Here is a 23,690-nt window from a genome sequence, read left to right as displayed (position 1 = left end):
CGGTACCTCGATAGTGCTGGGATGCTGCTGGAAAAGACAACGGACCGCCCAGGCGGCCCGTAGATAAAGGCGGCAAGCTTACTGCACGGCACCGGGCCATGCCAGCGTGCGGGGTACGCAAAGCACAAGGGCCGCCCGGAGGCAGCCCTTGTGGTGGAGCGCAAGGCAGGCTTTCAACAAGCGCTTAGTGCTTGTCCATGCCCAGCTTCTTCTCCAGGTAGTGGATATTCACGCCACCCTTGCAGAACTCTTTGTCGCGGACCAGCTCCTTGTGCAGCTCGGTGTTGGTCTTGATGCCATCGACGATCAGCTCGTCCAGCGCATTACGCATGCGCGCCAGGGCTTCCGCGCGGTCCTTGCCGTAGGTGATGACCTTGCCCACCAGCGAGTCGTAGTTCGGCGGTACGGCATAGCCGCTGTACAGGTGCGAATCCACACGCACGCCGTTGCCGCCCGGTGCATGGAAGTGTTTCACCTTGCCGGGGCTGGGCATGAAGGTCTTCGGGTCTTCGGCGTTGATCCGGCATTCCAGCGCATGGCCACGGATGACCACGTCTTCCTGCTTGATCGACAGCTTGTTGCCCGAGGCGATGCTGAGCATCTCCTTGACGATGTCGATGCCAGTGACCATCTCCGACACCGGATGCTCCACCTGAACGCGGGTGTTCATCTCGATGAAGTAGAAGCGGCCGTTCTCGTAAAGGAACTCGAAGGTGCCGGCGCCACGGTAGCCGATTTCCACGCAGGCCTGGACGCAGCGGGCCAGCACTTCGGCGCGGGCCTTCTCGTCGATGCCCGGGGCTGGGGCTTCTTCCAGCACCTTCTGGTGACGACGCTGCAGGGAGCAGTCGCGGTCGCCCAGGTGGATGGCGTTGCCCTGGCCGTCGGAGAGCACCTGGACTTCCACGTGACGCGGGTTGGTCAGGAACTTCTCCAGGTAGACCATCGAGTTGCCGAAGGCCGCGCCCGCTTCGGTGCGGGTCAGCTTGGCGGACTTGATCAGGTCTTCCTCGTGGTGCACGACGCGCATCCCGCGACCACCACCGCCACCGGCGGCCTTGATGATCACCGGGTAGCCCACCTCGCGGGCGATCGCCAGCGCGGTTTCTTCGTCTTCGGGCAGCGGGCCGTCGGAGCCCGGTACGGTCGGTACGCCGGACTTCTTCATGGCGTCCTTGGCGGACACCTTGTCACCCATCAGGCGGATGACGTCGGCGCTCGGGCCGATGAAGGTGAAGCCGGAGCGTTCGACCTGCTCGGCGAAGTCGGCGTTCTCGGCGAGGAAACCGTAGCCGGGGTGGATACCCACGGCGCCGGTGACCTCGGCCGCGGCGATGATCGCCGGAATGTGCAGGTAGGACTGCGCGGCCGGGGCCGGACCGATGCAGACCGCTTCGTCGGCCAGCGACAGGTGCATCAGCTCACGGTCGGCGGTCGAGTGCACGGCCACTGTCTTGATGCCCAGCTCCTTGCACGCGCGCAGGATGCGCAGCGCAATTTCGCCGCGGTTGGCGATCAGTACTTTTTCCAACATCGCAGGCTCCCCGCGCTTTAAACGATGGTGAACAGGGGCTGGTCGAACTCGACCGGCTGACCGTTCTCCACGAGGATCTGACCGATCACGCCACTGGTCTCGGCCTCGATGTGGTTCATCATCTTCATGGCTTCGACGATGCAGAGGATGTCGCCTTTCTTCACGCTCTGGCCGACTTCGACGAAGTTGGCGGAGGTCGGCGAGGCAGCGCGGTAGAAGGTGCCGACCATCGGCGAGCGCACGGCGCCGGCCAGGTTCTGCGCAGCCGGGGCGGCTTCAGCGGCCGGAGCGGCAGCGGCGACCGGAGCTGCGGCGGGAGCCGGAGCCGGAGCGTAGGCAGGAGCGGCAGCATAGATCGGCTGGGCGGCGGTCTTGCTGTGACGGCTGATGCGTACGGACTCTTCGCCCTCTTTGATCTCCAGTTCGTCGATACCGGATTCTTCGAGCAGTTCGATCAGTTTCTTGACTTTACGGATGTCCATCAGTGTTCGCTCTCCCAGGTGAGGTCACGGGCGTTCAAGTTGTTCAAGGGCGGATTCCAGGGCCAGGCGGTAGCCTGTGGCGCCCAGACCGCAGATCACCCCTACCGCCACGTCGGAGAAGTAGGAGTGATGCCGGAAAGGTTCACGTTTGTGCACGTTGGAGAGGTGCACTTCGATGAATGGGATGCTCACTGCGAGCAATGCGTCACGTAGGGCGACACTTGTATGCGTAAAAGCGGCCGGATTGATCAGGATGAAGTCCACGCCTTCGTTGCGCGCGGCGTGGATCCGGTCGATCAGTTCGTACTCGGCGTTGCTCTGCAGGTGCATCAGGTGGTGGCCGGCTTCGCGGGCGCGGCGCTCCAGGTCCTGGTTGATCTGCTCAAGGGTGACGGAGCCGTACTTGTCGGGCTCGCGGGTGCCCAGCAGGTTGAGGTTGGGCCCGTGCAGTACCAGTAAGGTCGCCATCTGGATGCTGTAGTCCTTGTTCTTGGCGGGATAAAGATAGGGCGGGACTATGCCGGAAAGCCGGCGTGACTGTCCAGTCATGCGGGTTTTGCCGTAGATGTCAGCATGTTGCCAGCCGATTACGGCAGAACCGTTGCAGTCAAACTGTGATCAGAACCTGCTTGCAACCTGCTGCGCGTCGGCATGGCCGCGTTAAAAACGGGGTCGGAAGCCGCTTGCGGCTAACGCACTTCAGTGCGGCCCGAAGGGGCGAGCGCAGCGAGTCATGCTCATTTACTACTCGTAAACTCCGCTTCCTCGCTCGTTTTTGCCTTGCCCTGCTCTAGCTCGCGAGATTGCAAGCAGGTTCTCAGGAGCGCGTTCCCGCCTGTTTGAGGCGGTCGGCGAGGGTGGCGGCATCGGTCTCGCCGATGATGCGCAGGTCGCTCCATTCGTCGCCTTTTGGCGAGAAGAACAGCAGCGCGGGCGGGCCGAACAGGTTGTAGCGGTCGAGCAGGGCGCGCTGCTCCTCGGTGCTGGCGGTCATGTCGAAACGCAGCAGGACGAAACCGGGCAGTTGTGACTGGACTTCCGGCGCCGGCAGTACCTGGCGCTCGATGATCTTGCAACTGATGCACCAATCCGCATACCAGTCCAGCAGTACCGGGCGGCCGCTGGCCGAGGCGCTGCGCAGCGCTGCGTCCAACTGGGCTGGCGTGGTGATGTTCTGCCAGTCGCCGGGTGTGGAGCTCGGCGGTCCGGCGTGGCTGCTCACGCCGCTGCGGCCCAGCGGGTGTAGCGGGTCGGATTCGCCGCGCAGGGCGCCGGTCCAGGCGGCGACGGCATAGACCAGCAACATAAGGCCGAGCAATTGGCCGGCACGTTGCAGCGGCTTCTTCGGCCCCAGTTCGAGGGTGCCGATGGCCACGGCGACGCCGCCGGCCAGCGTGCCCCAGAGGGTCAGCGCCACCGGGCCGGAGACCAGGCGTTCGAGCATCCAGATGGCCACTGCCAGCAGCATCACGCCGAAGACGTTGCGCACGGCGTTCATCCAGGCGCCGCTCTTGGGCAGCATTGCTCCGCCGCCGACGGCGAAGATCACCAGTGGCGTGCCCATGCCCAGGCCCAGGGAGAACAGCAGCAGGCCGCCGCCCACTGCGTCGCCGGTGCTGCTGATATAGAGCAGCAGGCCGGCCAGCGGGGCGGTGACGCAGGGCGACACCAGCAGGCTGGAGAGCACGCCCAGGGTCGCCGCGCCGGCGATGGAGCCGCCGCGGGTGTTGTTGGCCATGTTGTCCAGGCGTTCGCGCAGGAAGCCCGGCAGGCGCATCTCGAACACGCCGAACATGGCCACGGCGAAGACCACGAAGAAGGCCGCGAAGGGGATCAGTACCCAGGGCGATTGCAGCATCGCCTGCAGGTTGAGCTTGGCGCCGAAGAGGCCCATCAGCGTGCCGAGCACCGCGTAGCAGGCCGCCATCGGCAGCACGTAGGCCAGCGACAGCGCCAGGCCGCGCATGCCGCCCGGACGGCCGCGCAGGACCACGCCGGAGAGGATCGGCAGCATCGGCAGCACGCAAGGGGTGAAGGTCAGCGCCAGGCCCAGCAGGAAAAAGATCACCAGGGCACGGCCGAGCTTCTTGATCTTGCCTGGCTCATGGTCGCCCAGCAGGCTGGCCAGCGGATTGCTCGCGCCGGACGCGGGTTGGGCGGCGGCGGAGGGCGCAGCGCCGGTCACGACGCTGGCGGCCTGGCCGTCGGCAATCTGCAGGCGGGTAGTTTCCGGCGCGTAGCACAGGCCCTTGTCGGCGCAGCCCTGGTAGCCGACGACGAGGGTGAAGGGTTTGTGCTGCGGGTTGTTGAGCGGCACGTCGATGTCGGTGATGGCGTAGTAGACGACGGTGTCACCGAAGTAATCGTCGTGGTGTTGCTTGCCCTGCGGCAGCTTCACGTCGCCCACGGTCACGCCGCTGTCGGCGGGTTCGATCTTGAAGCTGAAACGGTGCTGGTAGAGGTAGTAGCCGTCGGCATTGATGAAGCGCAGCTTCACCTGCTGGCTGTCGCTGTCCTCGACGCTGACGCGGAAGGCCTCGGCCACCGGCAGGAAATCGCCCTTGGCCGGTTGCCCGGCGGCGAAGCCGCCCTTGTCGGCGGGTTTGTCGAACAGGCCGGCGGAGGCGGGCAGGGCGACGAGAAGCAGGAGCAGGGTGAGCAGGCGGCGCATGGACATCTCGCGGACTACAGGGTGGCGGGCATGATAGCGGAAAGCTCCCGGCGCGGCCCGCGCCGCTGGCCGAAGAGCTGTCACAAGAAGTGATCGGTCGCTTGGGACTGCGCCAGAGCCTCCGGGTTCCAAAGACGCGCCTGCGTCAATCGGCCGCGTGCTGGCCGAAGGCTGCCAGAAGATCGCTGACGAAGGCCTGCTCGGCATCGCCGGGGTGGCGGCCGCGGTGGCGGGTCAGGCTGAAGGCCACGTCGAAGCCCAGCTCGTCGGGCAGCAGTTCGCGCAGTTGGCCGCGCTCGATCCAGGGCTGGGCGACGTGCTTGGGCAGATAGCCGATGTGCGCGCCGGAAAGGATGAAGGCCAGGCTGCCATCGACTTGTTCGCAGCGCGCGCTGCTGCGGCTCGTCTGCAACGGCTCGTCGGCGGCGATGAAACGGTAGGGGTGCAGCACCTGGTCGGCGTCGGCCAGGGAATCGCGGGTCGGTTTCGTTTCCGTGAACGCAGGATGGCCCGCACCGCAATAAAGGCCCTGGGGTTCGACGAATAGGGTGTGGTGCTCCAGCGCCGCCTGGGTGCCGGCGAAGTAGCCGACCGCCAGGTGCAACCGGTCCTGCAGCAACAGGCGTTCCAGCTCGGCGGGCGTGGCTGTCACCAGTTCCAGGCTGACCGCTTCGTTGCGCTGGCGGAAGCGGCGGATCGCCCCGGACAACTGCGCCAGCACCTCCACATCCAGGCCCTCGGACAGGCCGATGCGCACCTCGCCCAGCAGCTTGTCCGCTACGCCGCGCGCCTCGTCGCGGAAGCCCTCGATGGCGACGAACAGGCGCCGCGTCGATTGCAGCAGGTGCTCGCCCTTGGGTGTCAGGCGGAAGCCGCCCTTGCCGCGTTCGCACAGGCGATAGCCCAGGCGCGTCTCCAGCTTGGCCATCTGGATGCTGATGCTCGGCTGGCTCAGCCCCAGCTCGCCTTGCGCCGCGCTGAAGCCGCCGCACTCCACCACGGTCACGAACAGGCGCAGCAACTGCAGGTCGAGGTCGCGCAATTGGCTGAGCATGGCGGGCTCCAAACATTGTCAGGAAGAAATGCCAAAGTAATTAACTTTGTATTTTTGCAAAGTAAAGCCCGCGCCATGCTCGCCCCACAACTACAACAATCTCGAGGCGATGATCATGCGTGCGTTCTTCCGGGCTTCTCTCGCGGTTCTGGCCGTAGCCCTGGCCGTGCCCCTGCAGGCGCAGGAGCGGGTGCTCAACCTCTATAACTGGGCGGATTACGTCGGCGCCGACGCGCTGCAGCGTTTCCAGAAGGAAACCGGCATCCGCGTCAAATACGACACCTTCGACAGCGCCGAGGTGCTCGACAGCAAGCTGATGACCGGCCGCAGCGGTTACGACGTCGTCTTCCCCGCCAGCAGCGGGCTGGCCCGCGCCATTCAGGCCAAGGCCGTACAGCCGGTGAACGATGCGCAGTTGAAGAACTTCGCCAATCTCGACCCGGAACTGCTGGCCAAGCTGGCTACCATCGATCCGGGCAACCGTTTCGGCGTGCCCTACACCTGGGGCACCGTGGGCCTCGCCCTCAACAAGGACGCCGTGCTCAAGCGCATCCCCGATGCGCCGCTGGACAGCCTCGACCTGCTGTTCAAGCCCGAGTACGCCAGCCGCCTGGCCGACTGCGGCATCTCGCTGATCGATTCGCCCCAGGAAGTCATCAGCGTCGCGCTGAACTACCTCGGCAAGTCGCCCTACAGCACCGACCCGGCCGACCTCGCCCAGGTCCGCGAGCTGCTGGGCAAGCTGCAGCCCAACGTGCGCTACATCGCCAGCGGCAAGCACATCAATGACCTGGCCAATGGTTCGCTGTGCGTCGCCCTGACCTACACCGGCGATGCGCTGATGGGTGCCGCGCAGGCGAAGCAGGCGAACAAGCCGTTCGAGGTGATCTACCGGATTCCCAAGGAAGGCACGCTGATCTGGTTCGACACCATGGCCATCCCGGTGGACGCGCCGCACCCGCAGGAAGCCCGCGCCTTCATCGACTTCATGTTGCGCCCGGACTCCATCGCCGAGCTGACCAACACCCTGTACTTCGCCAACGCCAACCTGAAGGCCACGCCGCTGCTCAACGCCGACGTGGCCGGCGACCCGGACATCTACCCGCCGGCCGCCATGCGCCAGAAATTGTTCGGTGAGCAACTGCTGACGCTGAAGCAGCAGCGCGACCGCACGCGGCTGTGGTCGGCGTTCCGTACGCGCACCTGATATCCAGGTAGGAGCAACTGTCTTTCTGCCGCAAATATCGTGCTGGCGGTTTCCCCTCACCCCAGCCCTCTCCCTCAGGAGAGGGAGCTGACTGTGCCGGCTGATGCTGAGGTATCAGCCGGCACCTAACGGTCCCCTCTCCCTTCAGGGAGAGGGTTAGGGAGAGGGGCTTCCGCCGGCACCGCGCTATCAGGACATAACCCAAAGACACTGATGAGGACACCATGGATCTCGCTAACGACAACGACCAGGCCATCACCCGCGACAGCCTTTATGGCACCAGCGCGGAATCCACCTACGCCGGCATCACCAGCTTCATGCGTCGCCGCTACAGCCGCGACCTGCGCGGCGTCGACCTGGTGGTCAGCGGCGTGCCCTTCGACACCGCCACCACCAACCGCCCCGGCAGCCGCTTCGGGCCGCGCGCGATCCGTGCGGCCTCGGTGCAGATGGCCTGGGCCCGGCACTTCCCCTGGGAATTCGACCCCTTCGACCACCTGGCGGTGATCGACTACGGCGACTGCTCCTTCGATCACGGCGTGCCGCAGGAAACCCCGGACGTCATCGAAGCCCATGCCGCGCGCATCCTCGATGCCGGTTGCGCGCTGCTGACTCTGGGCGGCGACCACTTCATCAGCTACCCGCTGCTCAAGGCCCACGCGAAGAAGCACGGCCCGCTGTCGCTGATCCACTTCGATGCCCACAGCGACACCTGGCCAGACGAGGACTGCCAGCGCATCGACCACGGCACCATGTTCTACCACGCGGCCCGCGAGGGGTTGGTCGACCCGTCGCGCTCGGTGCAGGTCGGCCTGCGCACTACCAATGACGACGTGATGGGCTTCCAGGTGCTGGACGCCCGCGAAGTCCATCGTCACTCGCCGCAAGCCATCGCCGAGCGCATCCGCGCACGGGTCGGCGACAACCCGGTGTACCTGACCTTCGATATCGACTGCCTCGACCCGGCCTTCGCTCCGGGCACCGGCACGCCGGTGTGCGGCGGGCTGAGTTCGCACCAGGCGTTGGAGATCCTCCGCGCGCTGCGCGGTATCAACCTGGTGGGGATGGACGTGGTGGAAGTGGCGCCGCCCTACGACAGCGCCGAGATCACCGCCCTGGCCGGCGCGACCCTGGCGATGGAGATGGTTTGCCTGTACGCGGCACGGCACAAGCTGGGCGAGCGCTGAGTTCGGCCTGAAGAGCGTTCGCGAGCAAGAACTGGGCGTCCCCCTCGTTCCTACAGGGGATTCGAATTGTAGGAGCGAGCTTGCTCGCGAACCGACCCGCGGAAGGCATGGCGGTCGAAGTCTGTTCTCGAGGCGCTCTGAGGCGGTTTGGCAGGAACAACCGCTTTTTCCTGGGAATCTGTGCTTGGGCTGTGCCCTCACCCCAGCCCTCTCCCTAGGGGAGAGGGAGCTGATCGTGCCGGTTGACGCTGGAGTGTCATCCTGCACCGTACGGTCCCCTCTCCCTCCGGGATAGGGCCAGGGTGAGGGGCTTTTGATCCTGTAGGAGCGGACTCTGTCCGCGATTGGCTGACCGGCAGCATTCAGACGCGAAACGCCCGCACGGCGGTGTGCAACGCCCCGCCCAATTCCTGCAATTGCTCGCCCTGGCTACGCCCCTGGCCGATCAGGCGCAGGTTCTGGCTGCCCAGTTCATGGATGCGCTCGCTGTGGGAGCGGATTTCGCTGACCGCGCCACTCTGCTGCGCTGAGCTTTCGGCAATGCGCTCGGCCATGCTGGCGATGGTGCGGATGGCGCCCACCACTTCGTCCAGTGCGCCCTCGGCGGCGCCGGCCTGGTTGGCGGTGACTTCGGCATGCTCGACCTGGCTGCGCATCGCTTCCACCGATTGTCGCGCGGCCTGCTGCAGGCGCGCGGTGAGTTGCTGGATTTCCTCGGTGGCGCCGGCGGTGCGCAGGGCCAGCGAGCGGACTTCCTCGGCCACCACGGCAAAGCCACGGCCTTGCTCGCCTGCTCGTGCGGCCTCGATGGCGGCGTTCAGTGCCAGCAGGTTGGTCTGGTCGGCGATGGAGCGAATCACCCCCAGTACGTTGCCGATCGTGGCCGACTCCTCGGCCAGGTTCTCGATCGCCTGGGCGTTGCTCTGCACTTCGTCCACCAGCGCGCGCATGCCGCTCAGGCTGTTGCCGATTACCTGCTGCCCTTGTTCGACGGCCATGCCGGCGGCGTGGCTGGCCGAGGCCGCCTGGCTGGCGTCGCCGGCGACCTGCTGGATCGCCGCCTCCATGTCGCCCAGCGCGTCGCGGATTTCCCCGGTGTCGCTGGCCTGGCGCTCGGCGCCGGCGTGCAGGCCGCCGCTCAGCTCGGCCAGAGCACGGCTGCTGCCGGCCACTTCCTCGGCGCGCTGGTGAATGGTACCGACCAGGGTGCCGAGGAAGTCGCGCAGGCGATTCAGCGATTCCTGCAGCTCCACCAGGTCGCGGGTGCGGGTGTTCAGCGCGATGGGCTGGTTGAAGTCGCCGCGTGCCCAGGTGGACAGCGCCGGGACCAGTTGGCCGAGCACGCGGGCCAGGCGGCGTTGCAGCGTATCGATGAGCAGCGCGGTGGCGAGAATCAGGGCGATCAGGGCGCCCTGGATGATGCGAACCTGAGCCTGGATCCTCGAACGCTCCTCGCGCACCTGCGGCTCCAGGGTTGCCAGCGCCTGCTGCACGGCGCCCAGGCGCTGGGCAGTGGCGCTGGCCAGGTCCTGGCGCTGGGCGACCAGTTGGCGGGTGCGGTCCAGCTCGTCCGGGTAGCGGCGCAGCACGCTGGCGAGATCACGCTTGAGGGTGACGCCACGGTCTTCGCTCTGCTGTTGCGCGGCGGGCTGGGAATCCAGGCCCATCATCGCGGCGAAGTCGTCGGAGGCGGAGGCCTGCTGTTCCAGCACGCCGAGCAGGGGCAGGGCGTCGATGCGTTCGGCCAGTTGGCGCAGGGTTTCCAGCTCGCGCTGGATGTCCGCGGCCAGCGCCGGATTGCCGCTCTCCACCAGCTTGGCGCGGGCGTGGGCGAGGCGCGTCAGGTGCAGACTGGCTTGCAGCAGCGGCGTGCGGTACTCGGTGGCGGCGGGGTTCTGGCTGGCGTCGGCATAGGCGCCGAGCTGGTCCAGCGCCGCCAGCAGGTCGCGTTCGGCCTGCAGCAGCAGGCCCTGCGGATCACCCGCCAGCTTGCCGGCGGCGAGCAACTGGTTGCCGCTGAACTGGCGCAACTCGTCGAGGCTCTGGCCGAGCAACTGGCTGAGGCTGTCCGGCAATTGCGGCAGTTCCGCGGCCAGTTCGTCCAGCGCCTGCTGGGCGGCTTTCTGTTTCAGCGCGTCACCGCTGGCGAGGTACGCCTGGATGTTCTGCGCGACCTTGCGCTCGAAGCCCTGGGAGAGTTCCAGGTAGCGGTCCATCAACGTGAAAGGGCGCTCGAGCGCGCGTTGCGACCACCACAGGGTGGCGCCCAGCGCGACGCAGACGAGCAGGAGCAGGACGGTGTTGAGGTTGGTGAGCAGCTTGAGGCGCATGGCAGGTCTCGACCGACAGCGGGAAAACGGCGAGCCCTGAACCTATTGCAGTTTCGTTACTGGCTGATGACACGGTGCCAGCATCTGGTCGGAAAGCGGCGCGGCAGAGCGCCGCGCCGGATCAGGAGTAGACCTCTACGCGGTTGCGCCCGCCGTGCTTGGCGCGGTACAGCGCCTCGTCGGCCTGCTTGGCGAGGGTCTTGATGTCCATGTCCTCGCCCAGTTCGGCGATGCCGCAACTGAAGGTGCAGGTCAGGTCGTGCGGTTGGGCGGGGTAATGGATATCGGCGAAGCGCTGGCGGATTTCCTCCAGCACCTTGCGCGCCGAGGCGGCATCGGTGTCCGGCAGCACCACGGCGAATTCCTCGCCGCCGTACCGGCCGATGTGGTCGGTCTTGCGCAGGCGCTGCTTGAGGAACAGCGCCAGGCTCTTGATCACCCGGTCGCCCATGGGATGGCCATAGGTGTCGTTGACCCGCTTGAAGTGGTCGATGTCGAGCATCGCGAAGGTCAGCGGGCGTTCCTCGCGGCGCGCGCGGAAGCGGGCATCGTCGAGCAACTGCAGGGTATGGGTGTGGTTGTACAGGCCGGTCAGGCTGTCGCGCACCATCCGTGCCTTCAGGCTGCGCGCGCGGGCGGCGCGGTTGCGTACGGTGGCGATCAGGTGGCGCGGCTTGATCGGCTTGGTGAGGAAGTCGTCGCCGCCTTCGCTCATGGCGTCCAGCTGCTTGTCCAGGTCGTCCTCGGCGGACAGGTAGATGATCGGCACGCTGACATAGCGCTCGTGCTGGCGGATCACCTTGGCCAGCTCGGTGCCCAGGCACTCGGGCATGTACATGTCGAGGATGATCAGGTCCGGCTGGAACTCGGCCAGCTCGGCCATCACCGACAGCGGCGCGGTGAGCGCGCGGGTGACGATGCCGGCGCTGTTGAGGACCATCTCGGTGTGCGCGGCCTGGGCGCGGGAATCGTCGACGATCAGGACGCGGAACGGCTCGTACTGCGATACGCGGGTCAACGTCTCGATCTTCTCTAGCAGGCCGGAGGCGTCCAGCGCCCCGGTGAAGAAGTCCTGGCCGCCGGTGCGGGCAGCGGCCAGGCGGGTCGGGGTATCGGTTTCCTCATGGCTGAAGAACAGCACCGGCAGCTTGTGCTTGAGGCCGGCCTGGGCCTCGTCGGCGAGCGCCAGGCCCTGGCCGCCGGCGAAGTCGATCTCCATGACGATGGCCGCCGGGTGGCGCTCGGCCATGGCGGCGCGGAAGGCATTGGCGTGTTCGCAGGGCTGCGCCGCCATGCCGAAGAATTCCAGTTGCTGGGCCAGGCGTTCGGCGCGCTCCTGATCCTGCAGGGCCAGGTAGACCGGCTTGCGCAGCGGCGGCAGGCTGGTCTGTTCGAATTGGTCACCGTGGCGCAGGCCGGTGCGCGAGAGTCGCTGCATCAGGCGGTTGAGCTCGGTGATCAGTTCGCTGGAGAGTCGCCCACGATTGTCCTGCACGGCGCGCAGGCACTGATCGATGGCCTTGGCCAGGTCGGCGTGCTCGGCCTGCTCGAAGCGCTCGGCATAGCGCTGCAGGCGCAGGCAGGCTTCGCCCAGCTCCGCGGTGCCACTACTGTTCCATTCCGACCGAGACAGGCGCTGCCAGACTTCCAGCAAGTGGCGGGCCTGGTGGATCACTCGCTGGGCGAAGTGATGCTTGAGGCGGTCGAGGGAGGGATCGTCGAGCTCGTTCATCGCGCTTCTTCGTCGGCCGTACCGGCGGCCTGCGGGGCGAATATGTTTCCGCCGTGATACACAGTGATGGCCCTATGCTACCAATCATTGCTGGCAATAACAGTGCCTTCGGTCAAACATCCTGAGCTTTGTAATTCGCTACGTTACCTAGCACCATGCGCAGGGTAGGCTGCGCTGACCTGCCGCTGTGCGGCATGCTTGCACAGTGCGACCAAATATCCCGGCACCCTGGGGCCGGATGTGGGTCCAAGCTATCTTCGAATTCGGGACATCAAGGAACTTGCCATGTGGAACTGGAAGAAACGCGGCTCCGTGCGTGATCGCGTGGATGACACGGTAGACGATGCACGCGCCTACTTCGGTGGCCCCTGGCTGGGTCGTGTACTGGGCGGCCTGCTGGGCGCCTACCTGGTGGTCTGCGGGGTGATCGGCTGGTACTGGAGCCAGGAGCCGGACCTGTTCCCCGTGCAGCAGAACGCCCAGGCCGCCGCCGAGCGCGCCGGCCGCCAGATGGTGGTGGGCTATACCACCGTGGAAACCCTCAAGGAAGTGGTCGCCACCCTCCTCAACAAGCCGGGCGGCTATCTCTCCAACGACATCTTCCCGCCGGGCGTCTGGCTGGACAACATGCCCAGCTGGGAATACGGCGCCCTGGTCCAGGTGCGCGACCTGTCCCGCGCCCTGCGCAAGGACTTCGCCCGTTCCCAGTCGCAGTCCACCGAGGACGCCGACCTGGCGCGCGCCGAGCCGCGCTTCAACTTCGACAACAAGAGCTGGGCGTTGCCGTCCTCCGAGTCGGAGTACGCCGAGGGCATCAAGTCCCTGGACCGCTACCTCGGCCGTCTCTCTGCTGATCCGGCCGGTGCGCAGTTCTACGCCCGCGCCGACAGCCTGAACAACTGGCTGGGTGACGTTTCCACCCGTCTGGGCTCGCTGTCCCAGCGCCTCTCGGCCAGTGTGGGTCGGGTGAAGCTGAACACCAATATCACGCCGATGCAGCCGGTCACTCCGGGCCAGGCGCCGGAAGTCGAGGAAGTGATCCAGGAAACCCCCTGGATGCAGATCGACAACGTGTTCTACGAAGCCCGCGGCCAGGCCTGGGCGCTGTCGCACATCCTGCGCGCCATCGAGGTGGACTTCGCCGACGTGCTGGCGAAGAAGAACGCCACCGTCAGCGTGCGCCAGATCATCCGTGAGCTGGAGGCCGCCGAGGCGCCGCTGTGGAGCCCGATGGTCCTCAATGGCAGCGGCTTCGGCGTGCTGGCCAACCATTCGCTGGTGATGGCCAACTACATCTCCCGCGCCAACGCCGCGATCATCGACCTGCGCCAACTGCTGGCCCAGGGCTGATCGATGGAAGGCATCAGCGACAAGGAGGCCGCCCACCGGGCGGCTTCGGACGCCGAGAAGATCGCCTGGGTCGACGACGACGACCAGTTGCTGGGCAGCCTGCCGCGCGCCGAATTGCGCGCTCGCGGGCTGATCGGCCGGGGCACCTTCATCCTGCTGTTCAACTCCGCCGGTGAGCTGTGCGTGCACCGGCGCACCCTGAGCAAGGCGGTTTATCCCGGCTACTGGGACCCGGCCGCCGGCGGCATGGTGCAGGCCGAGGAAAGCTACGCCGAGTCGGCTGCCCGCGAGCTGGAAGAGGAGCTGGGCATTGCCGGCGTGGAATTGCGTCCACACGGCACCTTCTTCTTCGACCAGCCGGACAACCGCCTGTGGTGCGCGGTGTTCTCCGCGGTGTCCGATGCGCCGCTGAGGTTGCAGCCCGAGGAAGTGCTGGAAGCGAAGTTCATTGACCCGCACCAGGCGCTGGCCGAAGCCAAGGCGGGTGCGCTGTATTGCCCGGACTCGCTGGCGGCGTTGCGCAAGTACCTGGTGAGTTTCTGAGGGAATTGGAGCGAGCTTCGAGACATCGCGGACAGGGTCCGCTCCTACACAAATGCTGGCCCCGGCGTAGGAGCGGCCTCCGTCCGCGATCGCTCGATCCGACTTCCAGCTGTCTTGATAAAGAGGGCATGTCGCCAAACCACCGATCAATGACGCATTTTCGGTCTTAGCATTTGCTTTCAATGCTGCTAAATTGCGCGACCTTTCCGGCAGGGTCCTCCGCCGGGAATGCGCAGCCCCTGCCTGAGTGGGGCGTCGCGGTCGGCGCCAGCCGGCCATTCGTTGACCTGGCCCGAAGAGGCCAATCCTGGGGAAACGCCCGGTGGTCAAGAAAGCATCCTCCCTGTCCGCCCTCGGCGGGCTCGTCTATTCCACTGATTCCGGCCGGCACTGCCCGGACTGCAATCAGCCCGTTGGCGCGTGCATCTGCAAGCAGGCCGAGATTCCGGCCGGCGATGGCATCGCTCGCGTGCGTCGTGAAACCAAGGGCCGCGGTGGCAAGACCGTGACCACGGTGACCGGCGTGCCGCTGGCGGCCGATGCGCTGAAAGACCTGGCCACCGCGCTAAAGAAGCGTTGCGGCACGGGTGGCGCGCTGAAGGACGGCATCATCGAGATCCAGGGCGACCACGTCGACCTGTTGCTCGAAGAGCTGACCAAGCGCGGCCTCAAGGCGAAGAAATCCGGCGGCTGAGCCGTCTCTCCCGAACGATTCTCCTCTGCAGAGAAGGGGTTCCAGGCGATGTGCGCCAAGCGCATGGCCGGCAAGCCCTTTCCCTAGATGGGAGATTTATCGGCGCGCCCTGGGCGCGTCGTCGGATTTTCCTAAACTTACCGCCAATGCCGGCGGTCAACACGGCAACGTCACGAGGCCCGGCTAGGTTTACACCACCAGGCTTTGACGACCTACCCGCACGCCGGGCGGGCGCCTGCACACATTCGCGCAATTTGAGGAGACCACCACGCATGGCCGCTAGACGGACCCGCAAAGACGACGGCAGCAACTGGACCGTGGCAGACAGCCGCAGCATCTACGGAATTCGCCACTGGGGCGCTGGCTACTACGCCATCAACGACGCCGGTAACGTGGAAGTTCGCCCGCAGGGCGCCGATGCCCAGCCGATCGATCTGCACGGGGTGGTCGAGCAGCTGCGCGAGGCGGGTCTGTCGCTGCCGTTGCTGGTGCGTTTCCCGGATATCCTCCAGGACCGCGTGCGCAAGCTCACCGGCGCCTTCGACGCCAACATCGCGCGCCTGGAATACACCAGCCGCTACACCGCGCTGTACCCGATCAAGGTGAACCAGCAGGAAGCGGTGGTGGAAAGCATCATCGCCACGCAGAACGTTTCCATCGGCCTGGAAGCGGGCTCCAAGCCCGAGCTGATGGCCGTGCTGGCGCTGGCGCCCAAGGGCGGCACCATCGTCTGCAACGGCTACAAGGACCGCGAGTTCATCAAGCTGGCGCTGATGGGGCAGAAGCTCGGTCACAACGTGTTCATCGTGATCGAGAAGGAATCCGAGGTGCAGCTGGTGATCGAGGAAGCCGCCGTGATTGGCGTGCTGCCCCAGGTTGGCCTGCGCGTGCGCCTGTCCTCGCTGGCGTCCTCCAAGTGGGCCGACACCGGTGGCGAGAAGGCCAAGTTCGGCCTGTCCGCCGCGCAACTGCTGTCGGTGGTCGAGCGCTTCCGCGACGCCGGCCTGGACCAGGGCGTGCGCCTGCTGCACTTCCACATGGGCTCGCAGATCGCCAACCTGGCCGACTACCAGCACGGCTTCAAGGAAGCCATCCGCTACTACGGCGAACTGCGCGCCCTCGGCCTGCCGGTGGACCACGTGGACGTCGGCGGCGGCCTGGGCGTGGACTACGACGGCACCCATTCGCGCAACGCCAGCTCGATCAACTACGACATCGACGACTACGCCGGTGTGGTGGTGGGCATGCTGAAAGAGTTCTGCGACGCCCAGGGCCTGCCGCATCCGCACATCTTCTCCGAGAGCGGCCGCGCACTGACCGCGCACCACGCGGTACTGATCACCCAGGTGACCGACGTCGAGCGGCACAACGACGAAGTGCCGAAGATCACCGACCTGGCCGAACAGCCGGAGATCGTCCAGTGGCTGGCCGACCTGCTGGGCCCGACCGACGCCGAGATGGTCACCGAGACCTACTGGCGCGCCACCCACTACATGAGCGACGCCGCCGCGCAGTACGCCGAAGGCAAGATCAGCCTGGCGCAGAAGGCCCTGGCCGAGCAGTGCTACTTCGCCATCTGCCGCCGCCTGCACAACCAGCTCAAGGCGCACCAGCGTTCGCACCGCCAGGTGCTCGACGAGTTGAACGACAAGCTGGCCGACAAGTACATCTGCAACTTCTCGGTGTTCCAGAGCCTGCCCGACACCTGGGCCATCGGCCAGGTGCTGCCGATCCTGCCGATCCACCGCCTGGGCGAGGAGCCGACCCGTCGCGCGGTACTGCAGGACCTGACCTGTGATTCCGACGGCAAGATCACCCAGTACGTCGACGAGCAGAGCATCGAGACCAGCATGCCGGTGCACGACGTAAAGGAAGGCGAGGACTACCTGATCGGCACCTTCCTGGTCGGCGCCTACCAGGAAATCCTCGGCGACATGCACAACCTGTTCGGCGACACCGACTCGGTGAACGTCTACCAGAACGCCGACGGCAGCTACTACCACGCCGGCATCGAGACCCACGACACCATCGAGGACATGCTGCGCTACGTGCACCTGTCGCCCGAGGAGCTGATGACCCACTACCGCGACAAGGTTGCCGGGGCCAAGCTCACCGCGCGCGAGCGCACGCAGTACCTGGACGCGCTGCGCCTGGGGCTGACCCGCTCGGCGTACCTGTCGTCCTGATAGGTCCCGCGTAAGCAAAAGCCCCGCCTCGGCGGGGCTTTTCATTTCAGGCTGCGGATAGCCGAGGCCCAGGACGTTCGACGCCATACGTCGATGGCGCCACTCGCCGTGTCGCCATGGGACCGCGAACGGCGGGCCTGCGCTATCTACCGCTCCATCGCGCCCGCGACTCGCTCTGCCCAGCGTGCGGCCGTCTGCTGATCGACCACGTTGGTGAAGCTCAGCATCAGCGCCGGCTCGCGTCGGTTCTCCACGCACCAGGCATTCAGCGCCTGCAGACCCATGCCGTCGGCGTGGGCGCGGTGGGCGATAGCCAGGTCGTCCCCCTCCACCGCGCCGATCAGGTGCAGCCCGCCCGGCGTCGGCGCGATGCGCAGATGCCCGCCCAGCCGATCCTCCAGCGCTTCGCGCAGCCACTGCCGGCGCTGGGCATAGAGGCTGCGCGTTCGCTTGAGGTGACGGGCAAAGTGGCCCTCCTGCATGAAATCGCAGAGGGTCGCCTGGAGCAGTTCGGCGCAGCCTGAGGGGAACACCTGCTGGCTGCGCACGAAGGCCTCCACCAACTCCGCCGGCACCACCAGGTAGCCCAGGCGCAGCGCAGGAAACAGCACCTTGCTGAAGGTGCCGGTGTAGAGCACGCGGCCGGCGCGGTCGAGGCTTTTCAGCGCCGGCAAGGGGAAGCCGGCGTAGCGGTACTCGCTGTCGTAGTCGTCCTCGACGATCCAGGCGCCGCTGCTGGCGGCCCAGTCCAGCAGGGCCAGGCGGCGCGGCAGGCCGAGGGCGACGCCGGTGGGACTCTGCTGCGAGGGCGTGACCAGGGCGAAACTCGCATCCGGGGCGAGGGCGATGCCGTCCTCCACGCGCAGGCCGTCGCCGTCCACCGCCACCGGCACCGGTACGCCACCGGCGCGACGCAGCAGTTCGCGGCCGCGCGGGTAACCGGGGTCCTCGTGCCAGAAGCGCTGGCCGGGTTCGAGCAGGGTGCGGCTGATCAGGTCCAGCGCGCCCTGGTAGCCCGCGCAGATGAACACCTGTGCCGGGTCGCAGACGATGCCGCGGGATATCCCCAGGTAACCCGCCACCGCCTCGCGCAGCGGGCCGTAACCGCAGGGCTCCGGATAGGCCAGCATCGGCGCGCTCTGCTGGCGCAGGCGGCGGGCGCATAGACGTGACCAGAGAGCGCGCGGAAAGGCGTCGAGCCCCGGCAGGCCGAGTTGGAACGGGCGGATGGTCGGGCCGTGGGCGATCACCCCCGGCACGCTGCGCTCGACGGTTGCCGGATCGATCTCCACCAGCGGCGGCGCCTGCGTGCGCCCGCTGAGCTGCGGCGACACCACGGTGCCGGCAGGCCCGCGCGGCAGCAGATAGCCCTCGCTGACAAGCAGTTGATAGGCCAGTTCCACCGTGCCGCGCGCCACCCCGAGCTCGCCGGCCAGGCCGCGCACCGGCGGCACGCGCTCGCCCGGACGCAGCGCGCCACGGGTGATGGCGTCCTTGAAGCGCTCGTACAGCTGGCGGTAGATCGGCAGTGCGTGGCCGGGGTCCAGCGGTTGGCGGATCGACTCGAAGGGCACGCTCATGGCCTGGATGGTTCGCGTTGAAGTGGGGAAGATGACTATGCCATGACCGGTATCAAATCGTCTTCGCGGGGCGGGCGCAGGATCAGCGTCTAGGCTTGCTGGGAGTGTTGAAAAGCGGGCACGGCGACTCCATCTGATGTGGCAGAACCCGCTTTTTCCACCTGTTCGCCTCGCAGTGCGCGCAGCGGCTTCGGCTGCCCGCGCGATCCCCCCGTGTCCCAGGCGCCGACAGGTCCAACGCATGTGAGGAGTGACCGTTACCGATGGAATTCAAGGATTACTACGCGGCGCTGGGTGTAGAGCCCGACGCCGACGAGAAGGCGATCAAGACCGCCTACCGCAAGCTCGCGCGCAAGTACCACCCGGACGTCAGCAAGGAGCCGGACGCCGAGACGCACTTCAAGGAAGTCTCCGAGGCCTATGAGGTGCTCAAGAGCCCGGAGAAGCGCGCCGAGTACGACGAGCTGCGCAAGTACGGTCCGCAGGGGCCGCAGTTCGAGGCACCACCCGGCTGGCAGCCGCGCGGTGGCTTTGATGGTCCGCCGCCGGGGCATGAGCAGGACTTCAGTGACTTCTTCGAGCAGGTCTTCGGCGCCCGCGCCGGCGGCCCTCAAGGTGGCTTCGGTGGTGCGCGGCAACCGCGCGCGCACCGTGGCCAGGACGTGGAGATGGAAGTCCCGCTGTTCCTTGAGGAAACCCTCTCCGGCGAGAGCCGGCCGATCAGCTTCAGCCTGCCCAGCTACGACGAGTACGGGCGCAAGCTGCCACCGCAGAGCAAGACGCTGAACGTGAAGATTCCGGTGGGCACCGCCGATGGCGAGCGCATCCGCCTCAAGGGGCAGGGCGCGCCGGGCATCAACGGCGGCCCGGCGGGTGATCTGTACCTGGCGATTCGCCTGGTGCCGCACCCGATCTTCGACGTCGATGGCCGCGACCTGATCGTCACGGTGCCGGTCGCGCCGTGGGAAGCGGCGCTCGGCGCCAAGGTGGAAGTGCCCACGCTGGGCGGGCGGATAAACCTCGGCATCCCGGCCAACAGCCAGGCCGGCCAGCGCCTGCGCATCAAGGGCAAGGGCCTGCCGAACAAGGGCGATGCCGCCGCCGGCGATCTCTATGCCGTACTCAAGGTGGTGATGCCGAAGACGGCGGATGAAGCGACACGCACACTCTGGGAAGAACTGGCGGCGAAAGCGGCCTTCGATCCCCGTGCCGATTGGGGTAAACGCGCATGACGACGACAGTGATGGTGGTGGACCTCGACGAGCTCTGCCAGTCGGTGAACCTCCCCCGCGACGTACTCGTCGAGATCGTCGAGGTGGGCATCGTGGAGCCCCGCGAACAACGCGGTGGCCATTGGGTGTTCGATTACCAGGCGGTCAGCGTGGTGCGCCGCGCGGTGCGCCTGCGCCGCGAGTTCGAGCTGGACTGGCCGGGCATCGCCCTGGCGCTGCGTCTGCTCGATGAGGTGGACGAGCTGCGGGCGGAGAATCGCTACCTGCGCCAGCGCCTGGCGCGCCTGCTGGACGAGTGAGTGGTGTGCGCCGGCCCGACGGGCCGGCGCATCGACCTGTCAGCGCGGCTGGTTCTGTTCGATCCAGCCGGCGAAGGCGTCGATGATGCTCTGCAGGAAGGGCTTGGTCTTCTCGGACAGCGTGCCGGATTCGTCGAAGAAGCTACCAGCGCCGCCCAGGTAGGCTTCCGGCTGCTGCAGCACCGGCATGTTGAGGAACACCAGCGACTGGCGCAGATGGTGGTTGGCGCCGAAACCGCCAATGGCGCCGGGGGACGCGCTGACCACGGCGCAGGGCTTGCCGTTCCAGGCGCTCTTGCCATACGGGCGCGAGCCGACGTCGATGGCATTCTTCAGCACACCGGGCACCGAGCGGTTGTACTCCGGGGTGACGAACAGCACCGCGTCGGCGCGAGCGATGCGCTCGCGGAATGCGGCGTAGCTGGCCGGCGGAGCGCCGGCGTCGAGCTCCTCGTTGTACAGCGGCAGGTCGCCGATCTCCACGATTTCCAGCTTCAGGTTGGCCGGCGCCAAGGCGGCGAAGGCCTTGGCGATCTTGCGGTTCAGGGATTCCTTGCGCAGGCTGCCGACGACAACGGCGACATCGAAGACTTGGCTCATGGCGACTCCTCAAGAACGGGGGTAGTGAGCCGTTTGTTATAGACGATGAAGCCGGGTTTGCTCGGACCTGGATCAACAACGGGTAATCATGTCCCAGTCGTTCTGCGCGATCTTGGCACTGTGGGGTAGGGCATGGCGTCGCTAGAGTGAGCCATGCCTTCACCACTCGATTCGAGGTCCCCATGTGCATGAAAGTGTTTTTCGCCGGTGCCAGTGGCGCCATCGGCCAGCGGTTGCTGCCGTTGCTGATCGAGCGTGGCTACGAAGTCCTGGCCATCAGCCGCTCGCCGGAACGCGTCGCCATGTTGCAGGCCATGGGTGCGCGGGCGCAGGTTCTGGATGTCTTCGATGGCGAGGCCCTGCATGCCGCCCTGCGGGACTTCAAGCCACGCTGGGTAATCCATCAGCTCACGGACCTGCCAGCCGGCCTCGATCCTGCGCGGATGCCCGCCGCCCAGCCACGCAATGCCCGTGTCCGCCGCGAGGGCACCGCCAATCTGGTGTCCGCCGCCCGCGCCGTGGGCGTGCAACGGATGGTCGCGCAGAGCATCGCCTGGGCCTATGCCGCCGGCGAGTCGCCGTTGCATGAGGATCAGCCCCTGGACCTGGACGCCGAAGGCCCGCGCGCCATCAGCGTGGGTGGCGTGGCCGCGCTGGAGTCGAGCGTGCTTGGCGCCGCGCCGATGGAAGGCATCGTGCTGCGTTACGGCCGCCTCTACGGACCCGGCACCGGAGCCGATGCGGCCGACCCGCGCCTTTCCGTGCACGTCGACGACGCTGCCCGCGCCGCGCTGCTGGCGCTGGAGTGGGGCGTACCCGGCGCCTACAACATTACGGAACAGGACGTCGAGGTCAGCTCGGCCAAGGCCCGCCACCGCCTCGGTTGGCAGCCGGGATTCCGTCTGGAAGGAGTGCCGTCGTGAACCTCGCCTGGGAGGCGCGCTCCGGCCTCGCTCTCGCCGCCGTCGCCGCCGTCGCCGCCGGAGCATTGGTCTGGCAACCCTGGTCGCGGCCGCTGGCGCATTTGGTCGAAGGGCACGGTGCGCACGCCGCCGCCAGCACCCGGCCGGCGACCGAGGTGACGCGGCTGTCCTGCGAGCCACTGGCGGACATGCCCGGCACGGTCGTCACCACGCTGCGGGTGGGTTTCCCGCCCAATGGCTTCACGCCCGCGCACCGGCATCCCGGCGCCGTCACCGCCGTCGTCATCCGCGGCCAGGTGCGCTCGCAGATGCAGGGTTTGCCGGCGCACACCTACGGTCCCGGCCAGAGCTGGTTCGAACCCTCGCGCGCGTTGCACCTGTTTGCCGAGAACCCCAGCGGTACCGAGCCTGCCCAGTTGCTCGCGGTGATCGTCAGTGACGAGAACTGCGGCCCGCTGGTGATTCCCGAACCTGCCCACTGATCGTTCGCGAAAGGAGATTCGCATGTCCCCGCTCACCCCCTTCAGCGCCGCCCAGCTCGATGCGACCCTGGCGCGCCTTGGCCTACCGGCGGAGCGTCCCGCGCCGACACTGGCGAACCTGGATCGACTGATCGTCGCCTCGCTGCATCGGCTGCCCTTCGAGAACCTCGATGTGGTGCTCGACAAACCGGTGGAAATCGAGCCGGAGGCGGTATTCGCCAAGGTCGTGGAACGCCATCGCGGCGGCTACTGCTTCGAGCTGAACAGCCTGTTCGGCCGCCTGCTCGCCAGCCTGGATTACCGAGTGACGCTGCTGGTGGCGCGGGTGCGCTGGGGATTGCCGAGCGATGCGCCGCTGACGCCGCAGACGCACCTGCTGTTGCGGGTCGATCTCGACGAAGGTCCGCACCTGGTGGATATCGGCTTTGGTGGCCCGGCCTCGCCCCGCGCCTTGCCGCTGCAACTGGACGAGGAACTGCCCGGCGGCTGGCGCATCACCCCTGACGCCGGCGGCGAACTGGAAATGGCCACGCGCTCCGCTTCCGGCTGGCAGACCCTGTACCGCTTCACCCTTGAGCCGCAGCACTGGGCCGACTATGGGATGCGCAACTGGTACACCTCGACCTACCCGCAGAGTGTATTCCGCAACTCCCTGCGCGTGGCGCTCAGCGAGGAGGGCGCGCGGCTATCGCTGCTCAATGGGCAGTTCAGTCGTCGGGGCGCCGACGGGGGTATCCAGCAGCGCAGCATCGAGGACGCTGACGAGTTATTGACGGTGTTACGCGAGCGCTTCCGGCTGCAGGTGGCCGAGTCGGAGACAGCGGCGCTGCGCGCGCGATTGGCGCGTCTGCTGCTGGAGACCCGTTCGCTGGTCTGAACGGCTCAGCGGCCGTCGGCGGTAGCCGGGATCGAGGGCGCCAGGCCGATGGCCAGGCGCACGATGCGGCCGCCCAGGTCACTGCGCTGCAGCACGCCGCCGGGTGGCCCTTCGAGCCAGTCGCCGTGGGCGTCCGAGGCGCGGCAGACCAGTGCCCGTCCAGCCTGGCCGTTCGGGGTTTCCCACCGGCACTGGCCGTCGAAGATGCGGACGCCCTTGGTCGGCATGGGCTGTTCGTTGGTCGCCAGGCTGTCGCGGATCGACAGGCGGGCCAGCGCTATGTCGGCATTGGCGTTATCGGCATTGGAAAAGCTCGGATCGGAACTGCCATCCAGCTGGATGCTGATGTCCTGCAATGCGCGATGGCAACCACCACTGTCGTCGCTCATCGGCACCTGGAAGCTCACCCGTCGTGGTCGCTCGCCGTTGCCGGCGGTTTCGAACACCCGGTGTTCGCTGCGTGCGCGGATATCCGTGGCACAGCCCTGGCTGGCGACGTAGCGGGCATCGCCGGTGAACTTGAAGTCTCCGGGCAGATCGGCTTCCAGGGTGAACGCGTCGCTGGCGCAGCCGCTCAGCAAAAGGATGCCGGCCAGCAGGCCAAGTCGGGCGGAAGGGAGAGAGAGGAGGGGGACTGGCATCGGGATGTCCTGCGACAGGTCGGTGGCCTGTGCAGGAGCATCTACACCTCAGGATTCGATCAGTAGCGGGAATATCCGAACGCCAC

The 23,690-nt window shown here is 66.8% G+C and carries 21 protein-coding genes; 11 read left to right on the top strand and 10 right to left on the bottom strand.

The genetic code is table 11. The features are described 5' to 3' along the window. Positions 1-184: 184 nt before the first annotated feature. The 5 genes from accC to JVX91_RS01395 form a co-directional block, all read right to left on the bottom strand. Positions 185-1,534 carry an acetyl-CoA carboxylase biotin carboxylase subunit gene (accC, locus tag JVX91_RS01415; protein WP_205337680.1) on the bottom strand — a complete coding sequence of 450 codons (1,350 nt, stop codon included), beginning with the start codon at positions 1,532-1,534 and terminating at the stop codon, positions 185-187. A 17-nt stretch (positions 1,535-1,551) separates the two neighbouring features. After that, on the bottom strand, positions 1,552-2,016 hold the full coding sequence (gene accB / locus JVX91_RS01410; protein WP_054906435.1) for an acetyl-CoA carboxylase biotin carboxyl carrier protein: 465 nt from the start codon (positions 2,014-2,016) through the stop codon (positions 1,552-1,554). Between the two features lie 24 nt (positions 2,017-2,040). After that, positions 2,041-2,484 (bottom strand): type II 3-dehydroquinate dehydratase, encoded by a 444-nt coding sequence (gene aroQ / locus JVX91_RS01405; RefSeq protein WP_015479055.1) that lies wholly within the window; start codon positions 2,482-2,484, stop codon positions 2,041-2,043. 349 nt (positions 2,485-2,833) lie between these two features. Further along, positions 2,834-4,687 carry a protein-disulfide reductase DsbD gene (locus tag JVX91_RS01400; RefSeq protein ID WP_205337679.1) on the bottom strand — a complete coding sequence of 618 codons (1,854 nt, stop codon included), beginning with the start codon at positions 4,685-4,687 and terminating at the stop codon, positions 2,834-2,836. A gap of 145 nt (positions 4,688-4,832) precedes the next feature. Next, positions 4,833-5,741: a LysR family transcriptional regulator gene (locus JVX91_RS01395; RefSeq protein WP_169936254.1), complete on the bottom strand. Its 909-nt coding sequence runs from the start codon at positions 5,739-5,741 to the stop codon at positions 4,833-4,835. A gap of 109 nt (positions 5,742-5,850) precedes the next feature. Here JVX91_RS01395 and JVX91_RS01390 point away from each other — a divergent pair, with 109 nt between their 5' ends. Continuing rightward, complete coding sequence (locus tag JVX91_RS01390) at positions 5,851-6,948, top strand: polyamine ABC transporter substrate-binding protein (protein ID WP_205337678.1); 1,098 nt, start codon at positions 5,851-5,853, stop codon at positions 6,946-6,948. A gap of 224 nt (positions 6,949-7,172) precedes the next feature. Further along, positions 7,173-8,135, top strand: a complete 963-nt coding sequence (gene speB, locus JVX91_RS01385; protein ID WP_205337677.1) for an agmatinase — start codon at positions 7,173-7,175, stop codon at positions 8,133-8,135. Between the two features lie 362 nt (positions 8,136-8,497). Here speB and JVX91_RS01380 read toward each other — a convergent pair whose 3' ends face one another. After that, positions 8,498-10,465, bottom strand: coding sequence for a methyl-accepting chemotaxis protein (locus JVX91_RS01380; RefSeq protein WP_205337676.1), 1,968 nt, complete (start codon positions 10,463-10,465; stop codon positions 8,498-8,500). A 121-nt stretch (positions 10,466-10,586) separates the two neighbouring features. Beyond that, positions 10,587-12,197: a PleD family two-component system response regulator gene (locus JVX91_RS01375; protein WP_205337675.1), complete on the bottom strand. Its 1,611-nt coding sequence runs from the start codon at positions 12,195-12,197 to the stop codon at positions 10,587-10,589. A gap of 285 nt (positions 12,198-12,482) precedes the next feature. Between JVX91_RS01375 and JVX91_RS01370 the strand changes: the two genes are divergently transcribed. The 4 genes from JVX91_RS01370 (at position 12,483) to speA (ending at position 16,970) form a co-directional block, all read left to right on the top strand. Next, positions 12,483-13,547 (top strand): DUF2333 family protein, encoded by a 1,065-nt coding sequence (locus tag JVX91_RS01370; RefSeq protein ID WP_205337674.1) that lies wholly within the window; start codon positions 12,483-12,485, stop codon positions 13,545-13,547. Positions 13,548-13,550: 3 nt separating this feature from the next. After that, positions 13,551-14,090, top strand: a complete 540-nt coding sequence (locus tag JVX91_RS01365; protein ID WP_205337673.1) for an NUDIX hydrolase — start codon at positions 13,551-13,553, stop codon at positions 14,088-14,090. Between the two features lie 322 nt (positions 14,091-14,412). Further along, the gene (locus JVX91_RS01360; RefSeq protein ID WP_024766966.1) at positions 14,413-14,784 is read left to right on the top strand and encodes a translation initiation factor Sui1; all 372 of its coding nucleotides are present in this window, start codon (positions 14,413-14,415) and stop codon (positions 14,782-14,784) included. Between the two features lie 272 nt (positions 14,785-15,056). Beyond that, positions 15,057-16,970 carry an arginine decarboxylase gene (gene speA / locus JVX91_RS01355; RefSeq protein WP_205337672.1) on the top strand — a complete coding sequence of 638 codons (1,914 nt, stop codon included), beginning with the start codon at positions 15,057-15,059 and terminating at the stop codon, positions 16,968-16,970. A gap of 146 nt (positions 16,971-17,116) precedes the next feature. Here the strand turns inward: speA and JVX91_RS01350 are convergent, their stop codons facing one another. Then, the gene (locus JVX91_RS01350; protein ID WP_205337671.1) at positions 17,117-18,550 is read right to left on the bottom strand and encodes a PLP-dependent aminotransferase family protein; all 1,434 of its coding nucleotides are present in this window, start codon (positions 18,548-18,550) and stop codon (positions 17,117-17,119) included. A 263-nt stretch (positions 18,551-18,813) separates the two neighbouring features. Between JVX91_RS01350 and cbpA the strand changes: the two genes are divergently transcribed. Together cbpA and JVX91_RS01340 are read left to right on the top strand one after the other, a co-directional pair. Beyond that, a complete protein-coding gene (gene cbpA / locus JVX91_RS01345; protein ID WP_205337670.1) occupies positions 18,814-19,782 on the top strand; it encodes a curved DNA-binding protein in 969 nt (322 codons plus the stop codon). Further along, positions 19,779-20,081 carry a chaperone modulator CbpM gene (locus JVX91_RS01340; protein WP_240201688.1) on the top strand — a complete coding sequence of 101 codons (303 nt, stop codon included), beginning with the start codon at positions 19,779-19,781 and terminating at the stop codon, positions 20,079-20,081. Before cbpA ends, JVX91_RS01340 begins: the two co-directional genes overlap by 4 nt. Positions 20,082-20,120: 39 nt before the next feature. Here JVX91_RS01340 and JVX91_RS01335 read toward each other — a convergent pair whose 3' ends face one another. After that, a complete protein-coding gene (locus JVX91_RS01335) occupies positions 20,121-20,681 on the bottom strand; it encodes an NAD(P)H-dependent oxidoreductase (protein WP_205337669.1) in 561 nt (186 codons plus the stop codon). Between the two features lie 182 nt (positions 20,682-20,863). On the opposite strand from JVX91_RS01335, the gene JVX91_RS01330 reads away from it, so the two are divergent. From JVX91_RS01330 to JVX91_RS01320, 3 genes are read left to right on the top strand one after another with little or no spacing between them, the layout of a single operon-like run. Next, the gene (locus JVX91_RS01330; RefSeq protein WP_205337668.1) at positions 20,864-21,604 is read left to right on the top strand and encodes an NAD(P)-dependent oxidoreductase; all 741 of its coding nucleotides are present in this window, start codon (positions 20,864-20,866) and stop codon (positions 21,602-21,604) included. Beyond that, complete coding sequence (locus tag JVX91_RS01325) at positions 21,601-22,086, top strand: cupin domain-containing protein (protein ID WP_205337667.1); 486 nt, start codon at positions 21,601-21,603, stop codon at positions 22,084-22,086. The genes JVX91_RS01330 and JVX91_RS01325 overlap by 4 nt, the downstream gene beginning before the upstream one ends. A 22-nt stretch (positions 22,087-22,108) precedes the next feature. Further along, positions 22,109-22,963: an arylamine N-acetyltransferase gene (locus tag JVX91_RS01320; RefSeq protein ID WP_205337666.1), complete on the top strand. Its 855-nt coding sequence runs from the start codon at positions 22,109-22,111 to the stop codon at positions 22,961-22,963. A 5-nt stretch (positions 22,964-22,968) separates the two neighbouring features. Here JVX91_RS01320 and JVX91_RS01315 read toward each other — a convergent pair whose 3' ends face one another. Then, positions 22,969-23,604, bottom strand: coding sequence for a hypothetical protein (locus tag JVX91_RS01315; RefSeq protein ID WP_205337665.1), 636 nt, complete (start codon positions 23,602-23,604; stop codon positions 22,969-22,971). Positions 23,605-23,690: the final 86 nt, after the last annotated feature.

Origin of the sequence: Pseudomonas sp. PDNC002 (genome assembly GCF_016919445.1) — a bacterium.
GTDB lineage: Bacteria > Pseudomonadota > Gammaproteobacteria > Pseudomonadales > Pseudomonadaceae > Pseudomonas.
The sequence above is the reverse complement of the archived record's forward strand: the minus strand, read 5'-3'. Positions and strand labels throughout refer to the sequence as shown.

Excerpts from the sequence above, each read along its gene's own strand:
- accC (WP_205337680.1), bottom strand. The coding sequence starts at position 1,534 with ATGTTGGAAAAAGTACTGATCGCCAACCGCGGCGAAATTGCGCTGCGC.
- accB (WP_054906435.1), bottom strand. The coding sequence starts at position 2,016 with ATGGACATCCGTAAAGTCAAGAAACTGATCGAACTGCTCGAAGAATCC.
- aroQ (WP_015479055.1), bottom strand. The coding sequence starts at position 2,484 with ATGGCGACCTTACTGGTACTGCACGGGCCCAACCTCAACCTGCTGGGC.
- JVX91_RS01400 (WP_205337679.1), bottom strand. The coding sequence starts at position 4,687 with ATGCGCCGCCTGCTCACCCTGCTCCTGCTTCTCGTCGCCCTGCCCGCC.
- JVX91_RS01395 (WP_169936254.1), bottom strand. The coding sequence starts at position 5,741 with ATGCTCAGCCAATTGCGCGACCTCGACCTGCAGTTGCTGCGCCTGTTC.
- JVX91_RS01390 (WP_205337678.1), top strand. The coding sequence starts at position 5,851 with ATGATCATGCGTGCGTTCTTCCGGGCTTCTCTCGCGGTTCTGGCCGTA.
- speB (WP_205337677.1), top strand. The coding sequence starts at position 7,173 with ATGGATCTCGCTAACGACAACGACCAGGCCATCACCCGCGACAGCCTT.
- JVX91_RS01380 (WP_205337676.1), bottom strand. The coding sequence starts at position 10,465 with ATGCGCCTCAAGCTGCTCACCAACCTCAACACCGTCCTGCTCCTGCTC.
- JVX91_RS01375 (WP_205337675.1), bottom strand. The coding sequence starts at position 12,197 with ATGAACGAGCTCGACGATCCCTCCCTCGACCGCCTCAAGCATCACTTC.
- JVX91_RS01370 (WP_205337674.1), top strand. The coding sequence starts at position 12,483 with ATGTGGAACTGGAAGAAACGCGGCTCCGTGCGTGATCGCGTGGATGAC.
- JVX91_RS01365 (WP_205337673.1), top strand. The coding sequence starts at position 13,551 with ATGGAAGGCATCAGCGACAAGGAGGCCGCCCACCGGGCGGCTTCGGAC.
- speA (WP_205337672.1), top strand. The coding sequence starts at position 15,057 with ATGGCCGCTAGACGGACCCGCAAAGACGACGGCAGCAACTGGACCGTG.
- JVX91_RS01350 (WP_205337671.1), bottom strand. The coding sequence starts at position 18,550 with ATGAGCGTGCCCTTCGAGTCGATCCGCCAACCGCTGGACCCCGGCCAC.
- cbpA (WP_205337670.1), top strand. The coding sequence starts at position 18,814 with ATGGAATTCAAGGATTACTACGCGGCGCTGGGTGTAGAGCCCGACGCC.
- JVX91_RS01340 (WP_240201688.1), top strand. The coding sequence starts at position 19,779 with ATGACGACGACAGTGATGGTGGTGGACCTCGACGAGCTCTGCCAGTCG.
- JVX91_RS01335 (WP_205337669.1), bottom strand. The coding sequence starts at position 20,681 with ATGAGCCAAGTCTTCGATGTCGCCGTTGTCGTCGGCAGCCTGCGCAAG.
- JVX91_RS01330 (WP_205337668.1), top strand. The coding sequence starts at position 20,864 with ATGTGCATGAAAGTGTTTTTCGCCGGTGCCAGTGGCGCCATCGGCCAG.
- JVX91_RS01320 (WP_205337666.1), top strand. The coding sequence starts at position 22,109 with ATGTCCCCGCTCACCCCCTTCAGCGCCGCCCAGCTCGATGCGACCCTG.
- JVX91_RS01315 (WP_205337665.1), bottom strand. The coding sequence starts at position 23,604 with ATGCCAGTCCCCCTCCTCTCTCTCCCTTCCGCCCGACTTGGCCTGCTG.